Annotated in this window: 16 protein-coding genes; 5 read left to right on the top strand and 11 right to left on the bottom strand. The window is 67.4% G+C overall.

Annotated features, from left to right (window positions below):
• Positions 1 to 24 precede the first annotated feature (24 nt).
• The 3 genes from WHX56_RS29175 to WHX56_RS29165 all read left to right on the top strand — a co-directional run bounded on the left by WHX56_RS29175 (position 25) and on the right by WHX56_RS29165 (position 2,163).
• A complete protein-coding gene (locus WHX56_RS29175; RefSeq protein WP_129243029.1) occupies positions 25 to 438 on the top strand; it encodes a lysozyme inhibitor LprI family protein in 414 nt (137 codons plus the stop codon).
• A gap of 23 nt (positions 439 to 461) precedes the next feature.
• Positions 462 to 1,091: a DNA-3-methyladenine glycosylase I gene (locus WHX56_RS29170; protein WP_338879692.1), complete on the top strand. Its 630-nt coding sequence runs from the start codon at positions 462 to 464 to the stop codon at positions 1,089 to 1,091.
• Between the two features lie 82 nt (positions 1,092 to 1,173).
• The gene (locus tag WHX56_RS29165) at positions 1,174 to 2,163 is read left to right on the top strand and encodes a helix-turn-helix domain-containing GNAT family N-acetyltransferase (protein ID WP_338879691.1); all 990 of its coding nucleotides are present in this window, start codon (positions 1,174 to 1,176) and stop codon (positions 2,161 to 2,163) included.
• 19 nt (positions 2,164 to 2,182) lie between these two features.
• Here the strand turns inward: WHX56_RS29165 and gvpU are convergent, their stop codons facing one another.
• The 3 genes from gvpU to WHX56_RS29150 form a co-directional block, all read right to left on the bottom strand.
• Positions 2,183 to 2,629: a gas vesicle accessory protein GvpU gene (gene gvpU, locus WHX56_RS29160; RefSeq protein ID WP_338879690.1), complete on the bottom strand. Its 447-nt coding sequence runs from the start codon at positions 2,627 to 2,629 to the stop codon at positions 2,183 to 2,185.
• A 137-nt stretch (positions 2,630 to 2,766) separates the two neighbouring features.
• Positions 2,767 to 4,062 carry a ParB/Srx family N-terminal domain-containing protein gene (locus tag WHX56_RS29155; protein WP_338879688.1) on the bottom strand — a complete coding sequence of 432 codons (1,296 nt, stop codon included), beginning with the start codon at positions 4,060 to 4,062 and terminating at the stop codon, positions 2,767 to 2,769.
• A gap of 83 nt (positions 4,063 to 4,145) precedes the next feature.
• Positions 4,146 to 5,324, bottom strand: a complete 1,179-nt coding sequence (locus WHX56_RS29150) for an MFS transporter (protein WP_338879686.1) — start codon at positions 5,322 to 5,324, stop codon at positions 4,146 to 4,148.
• An 83-nt stretch (positions 5,325 to 5,407) separates the two neighbouring features.
• On the opposite strand from WHX56_RS29150, the gene WHX56_RS29145 reads away from it, so the two are divergent.
• Positions 5,408 to 6,223, top strand: a complete 816-nt coding sequence (locus WHX56_RS29145; RefSeq protein ID WP_338879685.1) for a helix-turn-helix transcriptional regulator — start codon at positions 5,408 to 5,410, stop codon at positions 6,221 to 6,223.
• On the opposite strand, the gene WHX56_RS29140 is transcribed toward WHX56_RS29145, so the two are convergent.
• From WHX56_RS29140 to cyoA, 6 genes are all read right to left on the bottom strand, one after another.
• Positions 6,220 to 7,326, bottom strand: a complete 1,107-nt coding sequence (locus tag WHX56_RS29140; protein WP_338879684.1) for a porin — start codon at positions 7,324 to 7,326, stop codon at positions 6,220 to 6,222. The genes WHX56_RS29145 and WHX56_RS29140 overlap by 4 nt on opposite strands.
• Positions 7,327 to 7,439: 113 nt before the next feature.
• On the bottom strand, positions 7,440 to 8,219 hold the full coding sequence (locus tag WHX56_RS29135; RefSeq protein ID WP_287756303.1) for an SURF1 family protein: 780 nt from the start codon (positions 8,217 to 8,219) through the stop codon (positions 7,440 to 7,442).
• Positions 8,219 to 8,620: a cytochrome o ubiquinol oxidase subunit IV gene (gene cyoD / locus WHX56_RS29130; RefSeq protein ID WP_129243045.1), complete on the bottom strand. Its 402-nt coding sequence runs from the start codon at positions 8,618 to 8,620 to the stop codon at positions 8,219 to 8,221. The genes WHX56_RS29135 and cyoD overlap by 1 nt, the downstream gene beginning before the upstream one ends.
• A complete protein-coding gene (cyoC, locus tag WHX56_RS29125; protein ID WP_129243047.1) occupies positions 8,617 to 9,258 on the bottom strand; it encodes a cytochrome o ubiquinol oxidase subunit III in 642 nt (213 codons plus the stop codon). The genes cyoD and cyoC overlap by 4 nt, the downstream gene beginning before the upstream one ends.
• Positions 9,251 to 11,257, bottom strand: coding sequence for a cytochrome o ubiquinol oxidase subunit I (gene cyoB / locus WHX56_RS29120; RefSeq protein WP_129243049.1), 2,007 nt, complete (start codon positions 11,255 to 11,257; stop codon positions 9,251 to 9,253). Before cyoB ends, cyoC begins: the two co-directional genes overlap by 8 nt.
• Before the next feature lie 71 nt (positions 11,258 to 11,328).
• Entirely contained in the window at positions 11,329 to 12,372 is a 1,044-nt protein-coding gene (gene cyoA, locus WHX56_RS29115; protein ID WP_129243052.1) for a ubiquinol oxidase subunit II, read from the bottom strand.
• Positions 12,373 to 12,595: 223 nt separating this feature from the next.
• On the opposite strand from cyoA, the gene WHX56_RS29110 reads away from it, so the two are divergent.
• Positions 12,596 to 13,930, top strand: a complete 1,335-nt coding sequence (locus WHX56_RS29110; protein WP_287756304.1) for an MFS transporter — start codon at positions 12,596 to 12,598, stop codon at positions 13,928 to 13,930.
• A gap of 67 nt (positions 13,931 to 13,997) precedes the next feature.
• Here WHX56_RS29110 and WHX56_RS29105 read toward each other — a convergent pair whose 3' ends face one another.
• The gene (locus WHX56_RS29105) at positions 13,998 to 15,014 is read right to left on the bottom strand and encodes an amino acid ABC transporter substrate-binding protein (RefSeq protein ID WP_287756305.1); all 1,017 of its coding nucleotides are present in this window, start codon (positions 15,012 to 15,014) and stop codon (positions 13,998 to 14,000) included.
• A gap of 53 nt (positions 15,015 to 15,067) precedes the next feature.
• Positions 15,068 to 16,396, bottom strand: coding sequence for an aspartate aminotransferase family protein (locus WHX56_RS29100; RefSeq protein WP_287756306.1), 1,329 nt, complete (start codon positions 16,394 to 16,396; stop codon positions 15,068 to 15,070).
• Positions 16,397 to 16,498: the final 102 nt, after the last annotated feature.

Here is a 16,498-nt window from a genome sequence, read left to right as displayed (position 1 = left end):
CGAAGACAGACAGGAGGAAATTCCATGCGTATCGCGATCGCGGCGGCAGCCGTTCTTGCGCTGGCGGCCGGCGCGCAGGCGCAACCGCAGCCGCTGGACTGCGGCAAGGCGGCCACGCAGACGGACATGAGCCTGTGCGCCGACCAGGCGTACCGCAAGTCCGACGCCGGCCTGAACGCCGCCTACCAGGAAGTGAACGCCCGCCTGAAGGACGACAAGACCGCCACGACCCAGTTCCACGCCGCGCAGCGGGCCTGGCTGTTCTTCCGCGACGCGGAATGCGCCTTCGCGGCGGGCGGCACGTCGGGCGGCAGCGCCTATCCGATGGCGTTGAGCACGTGCCTGGACAAGCTGACGCAGGCTCGCACCCGGGAGTTGCGCGCCTACCTGAAGTGCGGGGAGGGCGACCTGACCTGCCCGGTGCCCGGCAAACCGTAGCGGCGATCCGGGAAGGCAAAGGCATGGGCGACGACAATTCCGGGTTGGTTACGGATGGCGGAGGCGTGGCGCGCTGCTTCTGGCAGCCGTCCATGCCCGACTATCACGACAACGAATGGGGGCGTCCGGTGGCGGACGACCGCCGGCTGTACGAGAAGATCTGTCTCGAAGGCTTCCAGGCCGGGATGGCCTGGATCACCATCCTGCGCAAGCGGGAAGCGTTCCGCGCGGCGTTCGACGATTTCGATTTCGAGCGGGTGGCGCGCTATACCGACCGCGACGTGGAACGCCTGATGGGCGACGCGGGCATCGTGCGCAACCGCGGCAAGATCCTGTCCGCCATCAATAACGCGAAGTGCGCGCTGGCCCTGGCGGAGGAAACGGGTTCCCTGGCGGGCTGGCTGTGGAAGCACGAACCGCCGCCGCAGGACCGCCCGCGGGCGGTGGACCTGGATTACTGGAACAACAACCCGACCTCGGCCGCGTCGGCGGCCTTGTCCCGCGCCCTGAAGAAGCGCGGCTGGACCTTCGTGGGGCCGACGACGATGTATGCCTTCATGCAGGCGGTGGGCATGGTCAACGACCATCTGTGCGGTTGCGCCTGCCGCGAGGAAGTCGAGCGGGCCCGGGCCGGTTTCAGGCGGCCAGCCTAGCGCGGCTCCGGGAATCCCGGGGCTTGAATTGGTTGCGTCTCGCAAGTATATTGGTTGCGAGTCGCAACTTTTGAGGCGCGCCATGGATCTCATCGACATTCCTTCCCAGTCCCGGGACAAGACCATCCAGGACCTGCGGGAGTTCTCCCGCAAGCTGGTGCGCGAACTGGGTTTCATGCGCGCGTCGCTGGCCGGCAGCGACCTGGCGCCGTCCGCGGTCCACGCCATTATCGAGATCGGCCTGCAACCGGGCATCCAGGCGCGCGACCTGGCGGCGATCCTGCGGCTGGACAAATCCAATACCAGCCGGCAGGTGGCCAGGCTGGAGTCGGCCGGGCTGCTGACCCGCGAAACGGACAGCGCCGACGCGCGCTCGTCGCGCCTCTACCTGAGCGACGCGGGGCGCGAACTGCGCGCGCGCATCGACCGGTTCGCCACCGACCAGGTGTCGCGCGCGCTACGGCAACTGGCTCCGGCCGACCAGGAATCGCTGATCCGCTTCCTTTCGCTCTACGCGGATGCCTTGTCGAAGGAAAATCCCAACACGGCCCAGGCGGGAGGATCGGGCGGAATCGAACGCCAGATCCAGGAAGGCTATGCGCCGGGCTGCATCGGCGACGTGGCGAGCCTGCATGCGCGCTACTACGCGCAGGCCTCGGGTTTCGGCGTGTACTTCGAACGCAAGGTGGCGACCGAGCTGTCCGAATTCGCCGAAGGCCTGCCCGAGGCCGGGAAGAACGTGTGGCTGTACCTGGACGGCGGCAGGGCCTTGGCCTCCATCGTCATCGACGGCGATCCCGCCGCCCGCCAGGCGCACCTGCGCTGGTTCATCGTGGATGAGTCGCTGCGCGGAATGGGCGTGGGCCGCGCTTTGCTGGAACGGGCGCTGGCGTTCGCCGATGCGCACTATGACGAGACCTATCTCTGGACTTTCAAGGGGCTGGACGCGGCCAGGCACCTATACGAATCCGCCGGTTTCGTCCTGACCGACGAGTCGGAAGGCAGGCAGTGGGGCAGCAAGGTGACCGAGCAGCGCTTTGTCCGGCGCAACCCGGGCGCCGGGCCGCGCTGACGCCGGGAGGGCGGCGGCCTCAGTCTTCCGCTTCGGCCTGCAGCCGGCCCAGGATGAAGCCGTCGACCGCGCTGGTGCGGCCGCGCCAGAGCGTGGGCTGTCCGGCGATGGGCGTGCCGTCCGCCGTGAAGAACAAGGCGTCGGCGAGATGGATGTAGTTCGGCAGCGGATCGGCCGGTTGCGGCACGCGGAAGACGTCGCCCAGTTCGGCCAGGGACGCGTGCACCGCCGAGCGGGTGGAGTCGTCCAGCGCGTTCAGCGAATCCGTGAAACTGGCGGCGAAGCTGTCGAAGTATTCGGCGCCCGACACGATCGAGCCCGACACGAGCATGCCGCCCATTTGCAGCGTGACGCCGATGCTTTCGATCTGGCTGCCGTTGTTGACCAGGTTGACCAGGAATTGCAGAAAGGCGTCGGCGTCGGGCGCGGCGCCGGCGTTCTGGCCGGGGGGTGGGGCGATGCTCATGGAAGAGTCCAGGAAGTTGTCGGAAAAGAGCATCAAGATACTCGAATCGCGTGGAAATACCCAGGGTCCGATTCGGCGAAAAACAGCCGAATCGGACCCTTATCCTGCCGCCAGGGCCGCGCGCGGGTCCGGGGCGCCTACCAGCCCCAGCAGGTGCCCGCCGCGGGCTTGCCGCAGTTGCGGTAGTTGACCGCGAACCACAGCTTGCCGGCGCCGCGCGGCGTGTCGTCGGCCTTGACGTCGTGGCGCGGCAGTTCCTCGAGCGTGTCGCGCGCCTTCTTGGTGGGGGAGCCTCCGGCCGCGTTGGGCTCGAGCGCAATCCGGCCCAGGCCGGCGGCGTCGCGGTCGCCGTACACGATGTCGGCGTCGGCCAACGCGGCCATTTTCAACGAAGCGTCGCGCACGGCGGCCGCGTAGCTGTCGTTCGCGCCCTGGGGGAGCAGGTCCTTGTCCAGCGTGGCGGGGGCGAGGATCTGCGCCGTGCTGGCGGGCGCCGCGGTCAGGTACAGGTCCAGGCTGGGCAGTTGGCCGCCGGCGGCCTGGCGGCGCAGCCAGTCGCCCCACAGGAATTCCGCGAACTCCGGCAGGTTGCCGTTGCTGTAGGCGATGTCCCGGGTGAAGTACACCAGCGAGCGGTAGCGGTCTTCCTGCATGCCGCCCGCTTCCTGGCCGTTGGCCCGGCCCAGCCGGGCGGGCAACTGGTCTACGGTGATGGGCTGGTTCTGGCCGTCTCGCAGCCAGGTGCGCCGTTCGTCGACCATGCGCTGCCAGAACGCGGCCGCGCTGGGCAGATCGCTGTAGTTGGCGTCCACCTTGACCCAGACCGGCAGCGTGGGGCCGCCGTCGAATATTTCGCGCAGGGACGAGAAGGTGTGGTGCCCGTCGGTCAGGTAGAGATTGCCGTCCCAGCCCACCGCCACGGTCTTGAGATTGGCGGCATGCGTGCCGGGCGCGTCCTTGCACGTGAAGGTGCCGGGCTGGTCCAGACGCGCGGCGCGCGCCTCGGCGATGGTCTGGAACGGCTGCGCGCGTTCGGTCCCGCCCATGTCTTCGCAGTAGTCGTCGAACTTCTTGCCGACGGTGCGGTTCAGGTAGTCCAGTTGCAGCGCGGGGTCGGCCGCCCAGGTGGGACGGTCGAAATCGCCTTGCCAGCGGCCCAGTTTGTAGTAGATCTGGTCGTAGCCGATGGCAGCCTGGGTGGGCCGCAGTTCTTCGATGCGGACCCGGATGACGTCGCCCGGCCTGGTTTCCAGATAGGCGGTGTTGCGTGGCGGCGCCACGGCCGCGGGTGGGTCGTCGCGCTCGTCGTCGTCTGCGCCGCCGTTGCAGGCCGCCAGGGCCAGGGGCAGGAGGGCGGCGGCCAGCAGGCGCAGCAGGGTTTGCGGACGGGCGCCGGGGAGGGGGAAGCGAGAAGGCAGGAGGGTGGGGGTCATGGGCCGTTTCTGGTCTACCGGTCGAAAAGTAGCCGATCATGACCGACCTGTGTTTCCCGCGGATTGCAGCGCGGCGGATTCGATCAGCCTTGCTCGTCGCGCTGCCGGCGGTGCGCCGCCAGCAGCACGGCGACGACCGCCAGCCACGCGAGCGACAGGGGCTGGGGCGCATCGAAGGGCAGCCATGACGTGGCCGCGAGCCCCAGTCCCAGCAGGCTGTAGTAGGCCACCCCGAACAGGGCGCCGGCGCGGCCCAGGCAATGGCCGTAGTGCTTCAGCGCCGGACCGAGCAGGTTCGGGATGGCCAGCCCGTAGCCCGCGAACAGCGGTAGCGCGGCCAAGGCCCATAGCGGACCGGGTTCGGGGTGGAACATGATGGCGACCGCCTGGGCGGCCACGCCGGCCAGGACGCAGCCCAGCCCGTAAGCCACGCGCTGCGCCGGCCCGGCGCTGCCCGGCAGGCGGCGGTTGAACAGCGCGCCCAGGGTCCCGGCCACGGCGACCGCCAGCCCGATCCAGCCGAAGCCCAGGCCGGGCAGAGGACCGGTCATGAAAGGGCCGGCCGAATAGAACGAGAACGCCAGCAGGTTCAGGCCGGCGACCAGCACGGCCGCGCGGCGCAGCCTGGCGTCGCCCAGCATCTGCCGGGCCAGCACGGGTAGCGCGACGGTCCTGGCGGCCTCGCCCCGGGTTTCCCGCAGCAGCGCGATGCCGGCCAGCAGCGCCAGCGAGACGGCCAGCGCGATCCCCGCCATCACGCCCCGATAGCCTTTCCAGTCCGAGACCAACTGTCCGGCCAGCGGCCCGGCCGCGGGCGACCACGCCAGCACGGCGCCCAGCGTCACAAAATAGCGGGTCAGCGATTCGCCGCCGAGCTTGTCGCGCAACAACGTCTGGGTCGTGACGGAGCAGGTGGCCAGCCCCAGCGCCTGGACGAACCGTCCAAGTAGCAGCAGTCCGAAATCGGGCGCGAGCAGGGCGCCCACCGTTCCCGCCAGGCCGACCGCCAGTCCGCTCAGCAGGGCGGGCCGCCTGCCCCAGGCATCCGCCAGGTGGCCCCACAGCAGCACGCCCACGGCGAAGCCCAGGAAGAAAACCCCCATCACCGGCTGGGCGGCGGCCGCGTCCAGCCGCCAGTGGCGGGCGAGGTCCGGCAGGGCCGGGGCGAGGATGGTTTCGGCGATCTGCGGCAGCGCCAGCAGCGCGATGACCAAGCCGCGCGGCGGCAGGCCGCCGCGGGGGGAAAGGGAAGAGAACGTCATGGCTCGGAGCAAAGGGCCCTAGCGTATCCAGCCGGCACAAAGCAGAATTGCGATATCGAGCCATAAAACATCGCGTATCAGACATGCCGCACTATTCACCCGACGCCGTGGCCGATCCGGACACCGCCGCCTGCCCGGTGGTGGGCCTGGCCATCGACACCCGGGCGCACGCCTCCGATTGGCATGCGCACCGACGCGCGCAGTTGCTCTATCAGGCCGAAGGCGGCGTCACCCTGTACCTGCCCGACCGCGTCGGCCAGTTGGCGCCGCTGCAGGCCGCATGGCTGCCCGCCGGTTGTCCGCACCGCACCGCCATGCATGGCCGCTTCGCCTACCGCAGCCTGTATTTCGACGTGGCCGCCTATCCGGAATTGCCCTCCGAACCGATGATCCTGGACGTGAATCCCTTGCTGCGCGAGCTGGTGCTGCGCGTGACGGAATGGTCCGCGGATGCGGCGCTGGACGCCGGCCAGGCGCGCATCGTGGCCACATTGCTGGACGAGCTGGCCGCGGCGCCGGTGGTGCCCTTGCCCCTGCCCATGCCGCGCGACCGCCGGCTGGCACCGATTGCGCGGGAGCTGCTGGCCAATCCGGCCTGCCCGCTGTCCCTCGACGACTGGGCCGGGCGCGTGGGCGCCAGCGGCCGCACGCTGGCGCGCCTGTTCCTGGCCGAAACCGGCCTGCCGTTCAGCCGCTGGCGAACACAATGCCGGCTGCTGGCCGCGCGCGCCCGGCTCGCCGAAGGCGCCTCCGTCACGGCGGTGGCGCATGCGGTGGGCTACGCCAGCGACAGCGCGTTCATCGCCATGTACCGGCGCGCCTATGGCGAACCGCCGGGACGAAAAAAGCGCCGGCACGATCCTGATGCCGGCGCCTGCTGCCGCGAAGAGGACGCTTAGAACGTGTGGCGCACGCCCACGCCCGCGGCCGTGCTCTTCAGGCCGTCGATGAAGGCGTAGTCCTTGCCGTAGGAACCATAGGCGTACAGGTTGGTGCGCTTGGAGATGTCGTAGGTGTAGCCCACGCTCCAGACGTTCATGTTGGCGTCGCCGCCGGTGAGCTTGTCGTTGTTCGGCGAGACGTGCTGCCACGACGTGAACAGGCTGCCGGCGCCGCCGACGGGCAGGGTGGCGCCCAGCATGTAGGCGTTGGCCTTGAATCCGTCCACGAAACGATTGGTGCCGAACTCGTCGCTGAACGGCGTGCCGGCGGGCAGGTCCTGGCCGACGAACCAGCCGTCGGTCGTGCGGCCGTAGGCGGCCGCCAGCTTGACGACCTGCAGGTCGTACGACACGCCCAGCGCGTACTGGCGCGGCGTGGCGTTGTGGTCGATGGCGGCGCTGTTGGAACCGTTGAGCTGGTCGTACGTCAGCGCGACGTTCAGCGGGCCCTGCACGTAGCGCAGGCCGGCGGTGATGCCGCGGGTGTTGTCGGCGGTGGGGAAGCCGGTCTGGTCCTCGGTCGTGTCGTCCGCGTTGAAAGCGTAGCCGACGCCCAATTCGAAGCCGTTCACCGAGGGCGTGCGGTACATGACCATGTTGTCCCAGCGCATGGTGTTGGCCGCGCTGAAGCCCAGGCCCAGGTTGGACTGCGTGTAGCTGGTGTAGAAGGGGTCGATGTCGGCGAGGTAGTTCGAGCCGATGGTGGCCTGGCGCCCGAATTCCAGCGAGCCCCAGGCGTCGTTGGCCAGGCCGATGGTGGCTTGGCGTCCGAACAGGCGGCCGGATTGTCCGCGCTGCCCGTTGGCGGAATCGAAGCCGCTTTCCAGCTTGAATACGGCGCGCAGGCCGTCGCCCAGGTCTTCGGCGCCGCGCACGCCCCAACGCGAACCGGCCTGGATGCCGTTGATCATGCCGAGTTTGCTACCGTCGTATCCATCGCCTTCGATCTTGTTGTAGCCGATGCCGGTGTCGATGACACCATAGAGAGTTACCGACGATTCTGCCTGAGCGACGCCTGCAAAAGTAGTGAACATTGCGGCTGCGAGCAGCGTCTTTTTCATCCGGAGGGACTCCTGTCTGAGGGTTTGAAAAAACAAAGGGAACACCACGCAGCGCATAGCGCCCGACGGTGTTCCCGGCCCTCATTGTAGGATACCGGCCGCGGCCGGCCGGCTCAGCCCTTGCGGCGCGCGCGCTTTTCCTCGCGCACGAAGATGAACGCGCCGACCAGCACCATGGCCGCCAGCGCATACCAGGTGATGGCGTACACCAGGTGATTGTTGGGGAAGGCCAGCACCGTCAGGCCGCCGATGGGAGCCTTGCGGGCATCGCGTTCGCCGCCGGGGTCGGCATCGGCATCGATGAAGTACGGGGCCACGTCCGTCAGGCCGCGCGCGGCGGCGATCGCGGGCAGGTCGCGCGAATACCAGAGGTTGGCCGCGGGGTCGTTGTTGCGCAGGAATCCGCTGCCCGGTTCGCCCATGCGCAGCAGGCCGGTGACGCTGGCCGGCGCGGGCGGCTGCGCCGACCCCGCCTGGCCCTTGCGCCATTCCGGCAGCACGAAGCCGCGGTTGACCAGCACCGTGCCGCCGTCGGCAAGCTGCAAGGGCGTCATGACCCAGTAGCCGCTGCCCAGTTCGGTCGCCGCCTGCACCAGCGTCTGGCGGTCGTACTGGTAGACCCCGGCGGCGGAGACGCGGCGGTACTCGGCGTTGCCGGACGTCAGCGCGGGCCATTCCCCGCGGTCCGGGGCCGGCGCGGCGGGCGCATGGGCGCGCGCGTCGACTTGCGCGATCAGGGCGCGCTTCCAGGCCAGGCGGTGCACCTGCCAGGTGCCCAGGGCGCACAGGCCCGCGAAAATGGCGGCGGCAACCACCCCCAGGATGACCAGGGTGGCTGCGCTGCGCGGTTTACGGGGGGTGTCGCCGGAAGAAGATTCTTTTACTGCGGGCATCAGGGCATTTTGCGCATGTCGTGGGTGGACATGGGCATCATATTGGAGTTCAAGTGATACATGATCCAGATGGATCCGCTGAGCGTGATGACGACCAGCACCAGCGTGAATATTAACGCCAACATGTTCCAGCCGCTTTCCGACTTGGTGTCCATGTGCAGGAAGTAGACGATGTGGACCACGATCTGCACCACGGCGAAAGCCAGGATCACCAGCGCCGTGGTGCGCGAATCCGCGAAGACCCGGTCCATGACCAGCCAGAACGGGATGGCGGTGAGAACGGCCGCCAGCACGAAGCCGGTCATGTAGCTCTTGAAGGTGCCGTGGGCGGCGCCGTCGTCGTCGTCATGGTGCCCGTCGTGTCCGCCCGGATGGGCCAGGTGATCCGTATGCGCGGTCATGGCAGGACTCCCATGAGATAGACAAAAGTGAACACGCCCACCCAGATCAGGTCCAGGAAGTGCCAGAACATCGACAGGCACATCAGGCGGCGGCGGTTTTCCGGGATCAGGCCGTGCATCTGCACCTGGATCATCATCGTCACCAGCCAGACGATGCCGAAGGTGACGTGCAGCCCGTGCGTGCCCACCAGCGTGAAGAAGGACGACAGGAAGGCGCTGCGCTGCGGGCCCGCGCCCTGGTGGATCAGGTGCGCGAATTCGTAGAGTTCCAGCGACAGGAAGCCCAGGCCGAGGATGCCGGTCACGGCCAGCCAGAGCTGCGTGGCGCCGATGCGGTTGCGCCGCATCTCCAGCATGGCGAAGCCGTAGGTGATGGACGACAGCAGCAGCAGCGCGGTGTTCACCGCCACCAGCGGCAGGTCGAACAGGTCGGCGCCCGAGGGGCCCGCCGCATAGTTGCGGCCCAGCACGCCGTAGGTGGCGAACAGGCAGGCGAAGATGAGGCAGTCGCTCATCAGGTAGACCCAGAAGCCCAGCAGCGTGCCGTTCTTGGGGTGGTGTTCGCCCGGGACGTAGAACACGGGCTCCGGGGGCGGCGTGGCGCCGCCGGGCAGGGTGGGGGCGAGGGTATCAGACATTGCTTTTCGCCAACAATTGAGTGCGCGCATCCTCGGTGCGCACGACCTCGTCGGCCGGCACGTAGTAGTCGCGCTTGTAGTTGAAGGTATGAACGATGGATACCAGGATCAGCGCCGCGAACGACAGCACGGTCAGCGGCCACATATGCCAGATCAGCGCAAAGCCCATCACCACGCTGATGCCCGCCAGCACGATGCCGGCCCACGTGTTCCTGGGCATGTGGATGGGGATGAAGCCCTGCCGCGGCCGGTCGTAGCCGTGCTGTTTCATCTGCCACCAGGCGTCCAGGTCGTGCACGCGCGGGGTGAAGGCGAAGTTGTAGTTGGGCGGCGGCGACGACGTGGACCACTCCAGCGTGCGGCCGTCCCAGGGGTCGCCGGTTTCGTCGCGCAGCGATTCGCGGCGGCGGTAGCTCACCACGAGCTGGATGAGGAAGCAGGCGATGCCGCAGGCGATCAGCAGCGCGCCGAAGGCCGCCACCTGGAACCAGATCTGCAAGGACATGTCCTCGAAGTGATTGACGCGGCGGGTCACGCCCATCAGCCCCAGCACGTACAGCGGCATGAAGGCGACGTAGAAGCCCACCAGCCAGAACCAGAACGAACACTTGCCCCAGAACGGATCGAGCTTGTAGCCGAAGGCCTTGGGGAACCAGTACGTGATGCCGGCCATCAGGCCGAACAGCACGCCGCCGATGATCACGTTGTGGAAGTGCGCGATCAGGAACAGGCTGTTGTGCAGGGCGAAGTCGGCGGGCGGCACGGCCAGCAGCACGCCCGTCATGCCGCCGATCACGAAAGTCACCATGAAGCCCACCGTCCACAGCATGGGGACTTCGAAGCGGATGCGGCCGCGGTACATGGTGAACAGCCAGTTGAAGATCTTGGCGCCCGTCGGGATCGAGATGATCATGGTGGTGATCCCGAAGAACGAGTTCACGCTGGCCCCGGACCCCATGGTGAAGAAGTGGTGCAGCCAGACCAGGTAGGACAGCACCGTGATCACGACGGTGGCGTACACCATGGAGGCGTAGCCGAACAGGCGCTTGCGGCAGAAAGTGGATACCACCTCGGAGAAAATGCCGAACGCCGGCAGGATCAGGATGTAGACCTCGGGGTGGCCCCAGATCCAGATCAGGTTCACGTACATCATGGCGTTGCCGCCGAAGTCCGCGGTGAAGAAGTTGGTGCCCACGTAGCGGTCCATCGACAGCAGGGCCAGCACCGCGGTCAGCACGGGGAAGGCCGCCACGATCAGCACGTTGGTGCACAGCGCGGTCCAGGTGAAGATGGGCATGCGCATCATGGTCATGCCGGGCGCGCGCATCTTGACGATGGTGACCAGCAGGTTGACGCCGGACAGCAATGTGCCCACCCCCGCTATCTGCAAGGCCCATATGTAGTAATCGACGCCCACGTCGGGGCTCTGCATGATCCCCGATAAAGGTGGATACGCCAGCCAGCCGGTGCGCGCGAATTCGCCCACGAAGAGCGACATCATGACCAGTATCACGCCGCCGGTGGTCATCCAGAAGCTGAAGTTGTTCAGGAACGGGAAGGCCACGTCGCGCGCGCCGATCTGCAAGGGCACGATGTAGTTCATCAGACCCGTGACCAGCGGCATGGCCACGAAGAAGATCATGATCACGCCGTGCGCGGTGAAGATCTGGTCGTAGTGGTGCGGGGGCAGGTAGCCCGCCGAATCGCCGAACGCCACGGCCTGCTGCAGGCGCATCATGATGGCGTCGGCGAAGCCGCGCAGCAGCATCACGATGCCCAGGACGACGTACATGATGCCGATCTTCTTGTGGTCGATGCTGGTGAACCATTCGTGCCACAAGTAGCCCCACTTGCGGTAGTACGTGATCGCGCCCAGCACCGCGATGCCGCCGACCGCCACCATGATGAAGGTGATGAGAAGGATCGGTTCGTGGAACGGGATGGCGTCCCAGGTCAGTCGACCGAAGATCAGCTTGGTGAGGTCTGGTTGATCAGGCATCTCGGTTCCACCATAAAGACCAGGATTTCATGAAGTCCGCGCCGCATCCGGAGCGCCGCCCGCGCGGCCCGCTACAGCACCAGCCCCTGCGTGGCCGTGCACATCGCGCCCACGTACTTGCGCGGCGGCGTGCCGGTCAGCCCCAGGCGCTGCCGCGTTTCCGGGTCCAGGGTCGTGACGTTGAGCGCGCCGGGAATGCCCATGCCGCCTTGCGCGTCGATGGCCATCGCATCGCGCATGCACATCCGGTTGGGCTCCACGCAGCGGTTCACGATCGCCTCGAACAGGCCGGGCGCGACGGAGGCGTAGCGCTGGACGGGATTGCGTTCGCTGGGCTGCTCCAGCTTCAGATAGGTGTCGCGGCTGAGCGCGGCGCCGGACGCGCGCGCATCGGCCACCCATTTGTCGAAGCCCTGCTGGTCGACGCCGTGGAATTTGAAGCGCATGCCGGAGAAGCCCGAACCGCTGTAGTTGGCGGACAGGCCTTCGTATTCGCCGGGATGGTTGATGACGGCGTGCAGCGTGGTCTGCATGCCGGGCATGGCGTAGATCTGCCCGGCCAGCGCGGGGATGAAGAAGGAATTCATCACCGTCGACGAGGTGATCTTGAACTGGATCGGACGGTCGACGGGGGCCGCCATTTCGTTCACGGTCGCGATGCCCTGCTCGGGATAGACGAACAGCCATTTCCAGTCCAGCGCCACGACCTCCACCACCAGCGGCTTGGCGTCGGGCGGCACTTCGCGGCCCTCGGACAGGCGCGCCAGCGGGCGGTAGGGATCGAGCTGGTGCGTGCTCACCCAGGTCAGGGCGCCGAGCGCGATAATGATCAGCAGCGGCGCGGCCCAGATCAGAAGCTCCAGCACGGTGGAGTGGTTCCATTCCGGGTCGTAGCGGGCGGCCTTGTTGCTGGCGCGGTAGCGCCACGCGAACAGCAGGGTGAGGATGATGACCGGGACGATGATGAGCAGCATCAAGCCGGTAGAGATGAGGATCAGGTTTCGCTGCTGCACGGCCACGTCGCCCGAGGGCGAGAGCAGGACCGCATTGCATCCGGCGAGCAATGGCAGAGCGGTAACCAGGACCAATCCGCGGAGCCTTGGGAAGGACGGCATGACCATACCCCGAAACGTAACCGTGGGAAGTAAACGCAACACTACGCTGGAAGCCGCGAAAAATCTAGGGTAAAAAGAACAAAAGTGTGCGGGGCAAGGCATGCGGGCCGGGGCTGCATCCCAGGAATGGGGCGGCTTTGCGCAAGGCGCGCTTCCCGCATGCAGGTGCGTTGCAGGATCGTAGACAAGGCGTATTTCGAACCTCCTTTCAGCGAGCAATCACATGGCGACCACCACGCAATACCCGGGGCACGCTCCTTCGATTCCGCAGCCGCTCCCGACGGGCGGCGCAGGCAGCCACGCCAAGGTGGCGCCGGGCGAAATCGCGGTGGGGGTGGTGGTGGGACGGGCCTCCGAATACTTCGATTTCTTCGTCTTCGGCATCGCCTGCGTGCTGGTTTTTCCGCAAGTCTTCTTCCCTTTCGAAGCGCCGCTCGAAGGTACGCTCTGGTCCTTCGTCATCTTCTCTTTCGCCTTCATCATGCGGCCCATCGGCACCGCGCTGTCGATGGCCGCGCAACGGCGCTGGGGGCGCGCGACCAAGCTGACCATCGCCTTGTTCCTGCTGGGCACGGCCACGGTGGGCATGGCGTTCCTGCCCAGCTACAACGCCATCGGCGCGCACGCCATCGTCCTGCTGGCGGTGTTCCGCTGCCTGCAGGGGCTGGCGCTGGGCGGATCCTGGGACGGCCTGCCGTCGCTGCTGGCGCTGAACGCGCCGCCCAACCGCCGCGGCTGGTACTCCATGCTGGGCCAGTTGGGCGCGCCCGTGGGCTTCATGGTGGCCAGCGCGCTGTTCCTGTTCCTGCACGTGACGCTGACCCAGGCCGACTTCCTGGAATGGGGCTGGCGCTATCCGTTCTTCGTGGCGTTCGCCATCAACGTGGTGGCGCTGTTCGCGCGGCTGCGCCTGGTCGTCACCGAGGAATACACGCAACTGCTTGAAGAAGGCGAACTCGAACCCATCGGCATCGCGCAGATGGTGCGCGAGCAGGGCTACAACCTGTTCATCGGCGCGTTCGCGGCGCTGGCCAGCTATGCCTTGTTCCACCTGGTCACCGTGTTCCCGCTGTCATGGATCGCCGTCAGCGCCACGCAGCAGATTCCCGACGTGCTGGTGGTGCAGATCATCGGCGCGGGGCTGGGCATCCTGGGCACCATTGCTTCGGGATGGCTGGCCGACCGCATCGGCCGGCGCACCACGCTGGGACTGCTGGCGGCGCTGATCGCGATATTCGCGCTGTTCGCGCCCTGGCTGCTGGGCGGCGGGCCGAAGGCGCAGGACGCGTTCATCCTGGTGGGGTTCGTGCTGCTGGGGCTGTCCTACGGCCAGGCCTCGGGCACCGTCACCGCCAATTTCACCCGCCGCTTCCGCTACACCGGCGCGGCGCTGACCTCCGACATGGCATGGCTGATCGGCGCGGCGTTCGCGCCGCTGGTGGCCCTTGGCCTGTCCGCCCGTTTCGGGCTGGTCGCGGTCAGCGTCTACCTGTTGTCCGGCGCGGCCTGCACGCTGATCGCGCTGCGGATCAACAAGGCCCTGGAAACGCGGGACTGAAAAAAACGGGCCGCGCGGCCTTGCGGCTGCGCGGCCCGTTCCGCGGACCTTTTCGGGCAAGGCGCGGCTAACGCACGGGCCAGCCGTACATCAGGCCGCCGTCGCGCCATTGCGCGTTCAGCGCGCGCGGCAGCTTCATCGGGCTGTCCATGCCCAGATTGCGCTCATAGCTTTCGCCGTAGTTGCCCACCTGCTTCACGATGTTGTAGGCCCACCGGTCGTCCACGCCCATGTTGCGGCCCATGCCGGGCGTGACGCCCAGGATGCGCTGCACGTTCGGATTGTTGGTCTTCAACTGCGCGTCGACGTTCGAGGAAGAGATGCCGAATTCTTCGGCCTCCAGCATGGCGTAGAACGACCACCGCACGACGTTGATCCAGTTGTCGTCGCCCTGGCGCACCATGGGGCCGAGCGGGCTCTTGGAAATGTTCTCCTGAAGGATCTCGTAGCCGTCGGGGTCTTCCAGCGTCATGCGCGTGGCGGCAAGCTGCGACTTGTCGGAGGTGAAGGCGTCGCAGCGCCCGGCCGCGAACGCCCGCACGATTTCATCGTACTTTTCGATAACGACGGGCTTGAAGCGCAGCGAGCGGGAGCGGAACCAGTCGGCCAGGTCGAGCTCGGTCACCGTGCCCGGCTGCACGCAGATCGTGGCGCCGTCCAGTTCCTTCAGCGCCTTGATCCCCAGCTTGCGCGATACCATCACCCCTTGGCTGTCGTAATAGTTGACCGCCACGCTCAGCAGGCCCAGCGTGGTGTCGCGGGCCATCGTGGGCGTGACGTTGCGCGTCAGCACGTCGACTTCGCCGGATTGCAGGGCGGTGAAACGCGCCTGCGTCGTCAGCGGCGTCAGCCGGTACTTCGCCGCGTCGTTGAACACCGCGGCCGCGATCGCGCGGCACATGTCCACGTCCAGCCCGTGCCAGGCGCCCTTGCCGTCCGGCGCGGAAAACCCCTGGATGCCGGTCGATACGCCGCATTGCACGTATCCCCGTTTCTTGACCGCGTCGAGCGTGGGGCCGGCGATGGCATGGCTGGACACGGCGGCCAGCGCCAGGGCGCAGGCGGCCAGTTTGTATTGCGGCATGTCGTTCTCCTGCCGGGGCGGGCCCGGCGCCGGATGGATCGGAAGGGAAGGTTTCAGGCGGCGCGCGCCGCCGGTTTCGCCACTTTTTCCAGGCTCTCGGTCAGGGCCTGGTCCAGGATCGCGATGGCGCGGTCGATTTCCGCGTTGCTCACCGTCAGCGGGGGCGCGATCCGCCAGACCGAGCCGCGTTCCGGACGGCGGCGGATGTTCATCGACAGGCCCAGTTCGAAGCAGCGCTGGGTGGTGAGGGCGCCAAGCTCATGGAAGGGCTGGCGCGTTTCGCGGTCCCGCACCAGTTCCACGCCCAGCAAGAGGCCCAGGCCGCGCACGTCGCCGATGGCTTCGTGGCGCTGCTGCAATTCGAGCAGGCCGCGGCGCAGATAGTCGCCCTGCGTGCGGGCCCGTTCGATCAGTTGTTCGCGTTCGATGGTTTCGAGCACGGCCAGGCCCACCGTGGCCGGCAGCGGATCCGACACGTGGCTGGTGTAGAAGGTGAAGCCCTTTTCGTGCACGTCCTGTTCGATGGCGGGCGTGGTGATGGCGGCGGCCAGCGGCAGGCCGCCGCCCAGCGTCTTGGACACGCTCATGATGTCGGGCGTCACGCCAAAGTACTCCGACCCGCTGCGGTAGCCGATGCGGCCGAACGCGGTCTGCGCTTCGTCGAAGATCAACAGCATGCCGCGCGCGTCCGCCGCCCGCCGCAGCGCCTGCATATAGGACTTGGGCGGAACCAGCACGCCGCCCGCGCTGATGACGGGCTCGACGATGATGGCGGCCGGCCTGCCGGCCGAGGCCATGTCGAACATCTTCAGGCCGATGTCCAGGCAGGCCAGCGCCGATTGCTCCGCGTCCATGCCCGCGATGTAGGGGCGGTAGGCGTTGGGCTCCGGCATCACGAACACGCCGGCGGGCGGGACGCCATAGCCCTTGCGGTCGCTGGCGTAGGAAACCGAGCCGGCGCCACTGGTCACGCCGTGCCAGGACCCGCCGATGGCCAGGATCTCGAATCCGCTCTTGTGCATCTTGGCCATGCGCAGGGCGATCTCGTTGCTCTCCGATCCCGTGTTGACGAAGATCGATTTGGTGAGGCCGGCGGGCATCCAGTCGCGCGCCACCGTGGCCGCCAACTGGGCCACCGTTTCCGGGATCATGCCGCTGAAAAAGTGGAAGGCGGTTTCGCCCGCGCGGTGCACGGCCGCGACGATGGCGGGGTGGTTGTGGCCGATGGTGGCGCACATCTGCCCCGAGGTGAAGTCCAGGATCTCGCGCCCCGTGTCGTCGCGCACGATCGCGCCCTTGGCGGACGTGAACAGGTTGGGGAAAGTATCGCCGCCGTACCGGACCAGGTATTCGCGGGCGGCGTCGCGCAGGGTTTTTTCCATGTTTACACTCCGTGGCAGGTGGGCTCCAATGCGGAACCGACGCAGGCAGTGTCCGGCAGGGCGCCGGCGCCGTCCAATGCGAAGTAAGCATGCGCGGCGATG

It is taken from the genome of Achromobacter veterisilvae (assembly GCF_037619525.1).
In the GTDB taxonomy this organism is placed as follows: Bacteria; Pseudomonadota; Gammaproteobacteria; order Burkholderiales; family Burkholderiaceae_B; genus Achromobacter; species Achromobacter veterisilvae.
Note: the sequence above shows the minus strand (reverse complement) of the source record. Positions and strands in the feature narration are given on the sequence as shown.

What these genes read in the sequence shown, in the direction of transcription:
- WHX56_RS29175 (WP_129243029.1), top strand. Translation starts at nt 25, where the DNA reads ATGCGTATCGCGATCGCGGCGGCAGCCGTTCTTGCGCTGGCGGCCGGC.
- WHX56_RS29170 (WP_338879692.1), top strand. Translation starts at nt 462, where the DNA reads ATGGGCGACGACAATTCCGGGTTGGTTACGGATGGCGGAGGCGTGGCG.
- WHX56_RS29165 (WP_338879691.1), top strand. Translation starts at nt 1,174, where the DNA reads ATGGATCTCATCGACATTCCTTCCCAGTCCCGGGACAAGACCATCCAG.
- gvpU (WP_338879690.1), bottom strand. Translation starts at nt 2,629, where the DNA reads ATGAGCATCGCCCCACCCCCCGGCCAGAACGCCGGCGCCGCGCCCGAC.
- WHX56_RS29155 (WP_338879688.1), bottom strand. Translation starts at nt 4,062, where the DNA reads ATGACCCCCACCCTCCTGCCTTCTCGCTTCCCCCTCCCCGGCGCCCGT.
- WHX56_RS29150 (WP_338879686.1), bottom strand. Translation starts at nt 5,324, where the DNA reads ATGACGTTCTCTTCCCTTTCCCCCCGCGGCGGCCTGCCGCCGCGCGGC.
- WHX56_RS29145 (WP_338879685.1), top strand. Translation starts at nt 5,408, where the DNA reads ATGCCGCACTATTCACCCGACGCCGTGGCCGATCCGGACACCGCCGCC.
- WHX56_RS29140 (WP_338879684.1), bottom strand. Translation starts at nt 7,326, where the DNA reads ATGAAAAAGACGCTGCTCGCAGCCGCAATGTTCACTACTTTTGCAGGC.
- WHX56_RS29135 (WP_287756303.1), bottom strand. Translation starts at nt 8,219, where the DNA reads ATGCCCGCAGTAAAAGAATCTTCTTCCGGCGACACCCCCCGTAAACCG.
- cyoD (WP_129243045.1), bottom strand. Translation starts at nt 8,620, where the DNA reads ATGACCGCGCATACGGATCACCTGGCCCATCCGGGCGGACACGACGGG.
- cyoC (WP_129243047.1), bottom strand. Translation starts at nt 9,258, where the DNA reads ATGTCTGATACCCTCGCCCCCACCCTGCCCGGCGGCGCCACGCCGCCC.
- cyoB (WP_129243049.1), bottom strand. Translation starts at nt 11,257, where the DNA reads ATGCCTGATCAACCAGACCTCACCAAGCTGATCTTCGGTCGACTGACC.
- cyoA (WP_129243052.1), bottom strand. Translation starts at nt 12,372, where the DNA reads ATGCCGTCCTTCCCAAGGCTCCGCGGATTGGTCCTGGTTACCGCTCTG.
- WHX56_RS29110 (WP_287756304.1), top strand. Translation starts at nt 12,596, where the DNA reads ATGGCGACCACCACGCAATACCCGGGGCACGCTCCTTCGATTCCGCAG.
- WHX56_RS29105 (WP_287756305.1), bottom strand. Translation starts at nt 15,014, where the DNA reads ATGCCGCAATACAAACTGGCCGCCTGCGCCCTGGCGCTGGCCGCCGTG.
- WHX56_RS29100 (WP_287756306.1), bottom strand. Translation starts at nt 16,396, where the DNA reads ATGGAAAAAACCCTGCGCGACGCCGCCCGCGAATACCTGGTCCGGTAC.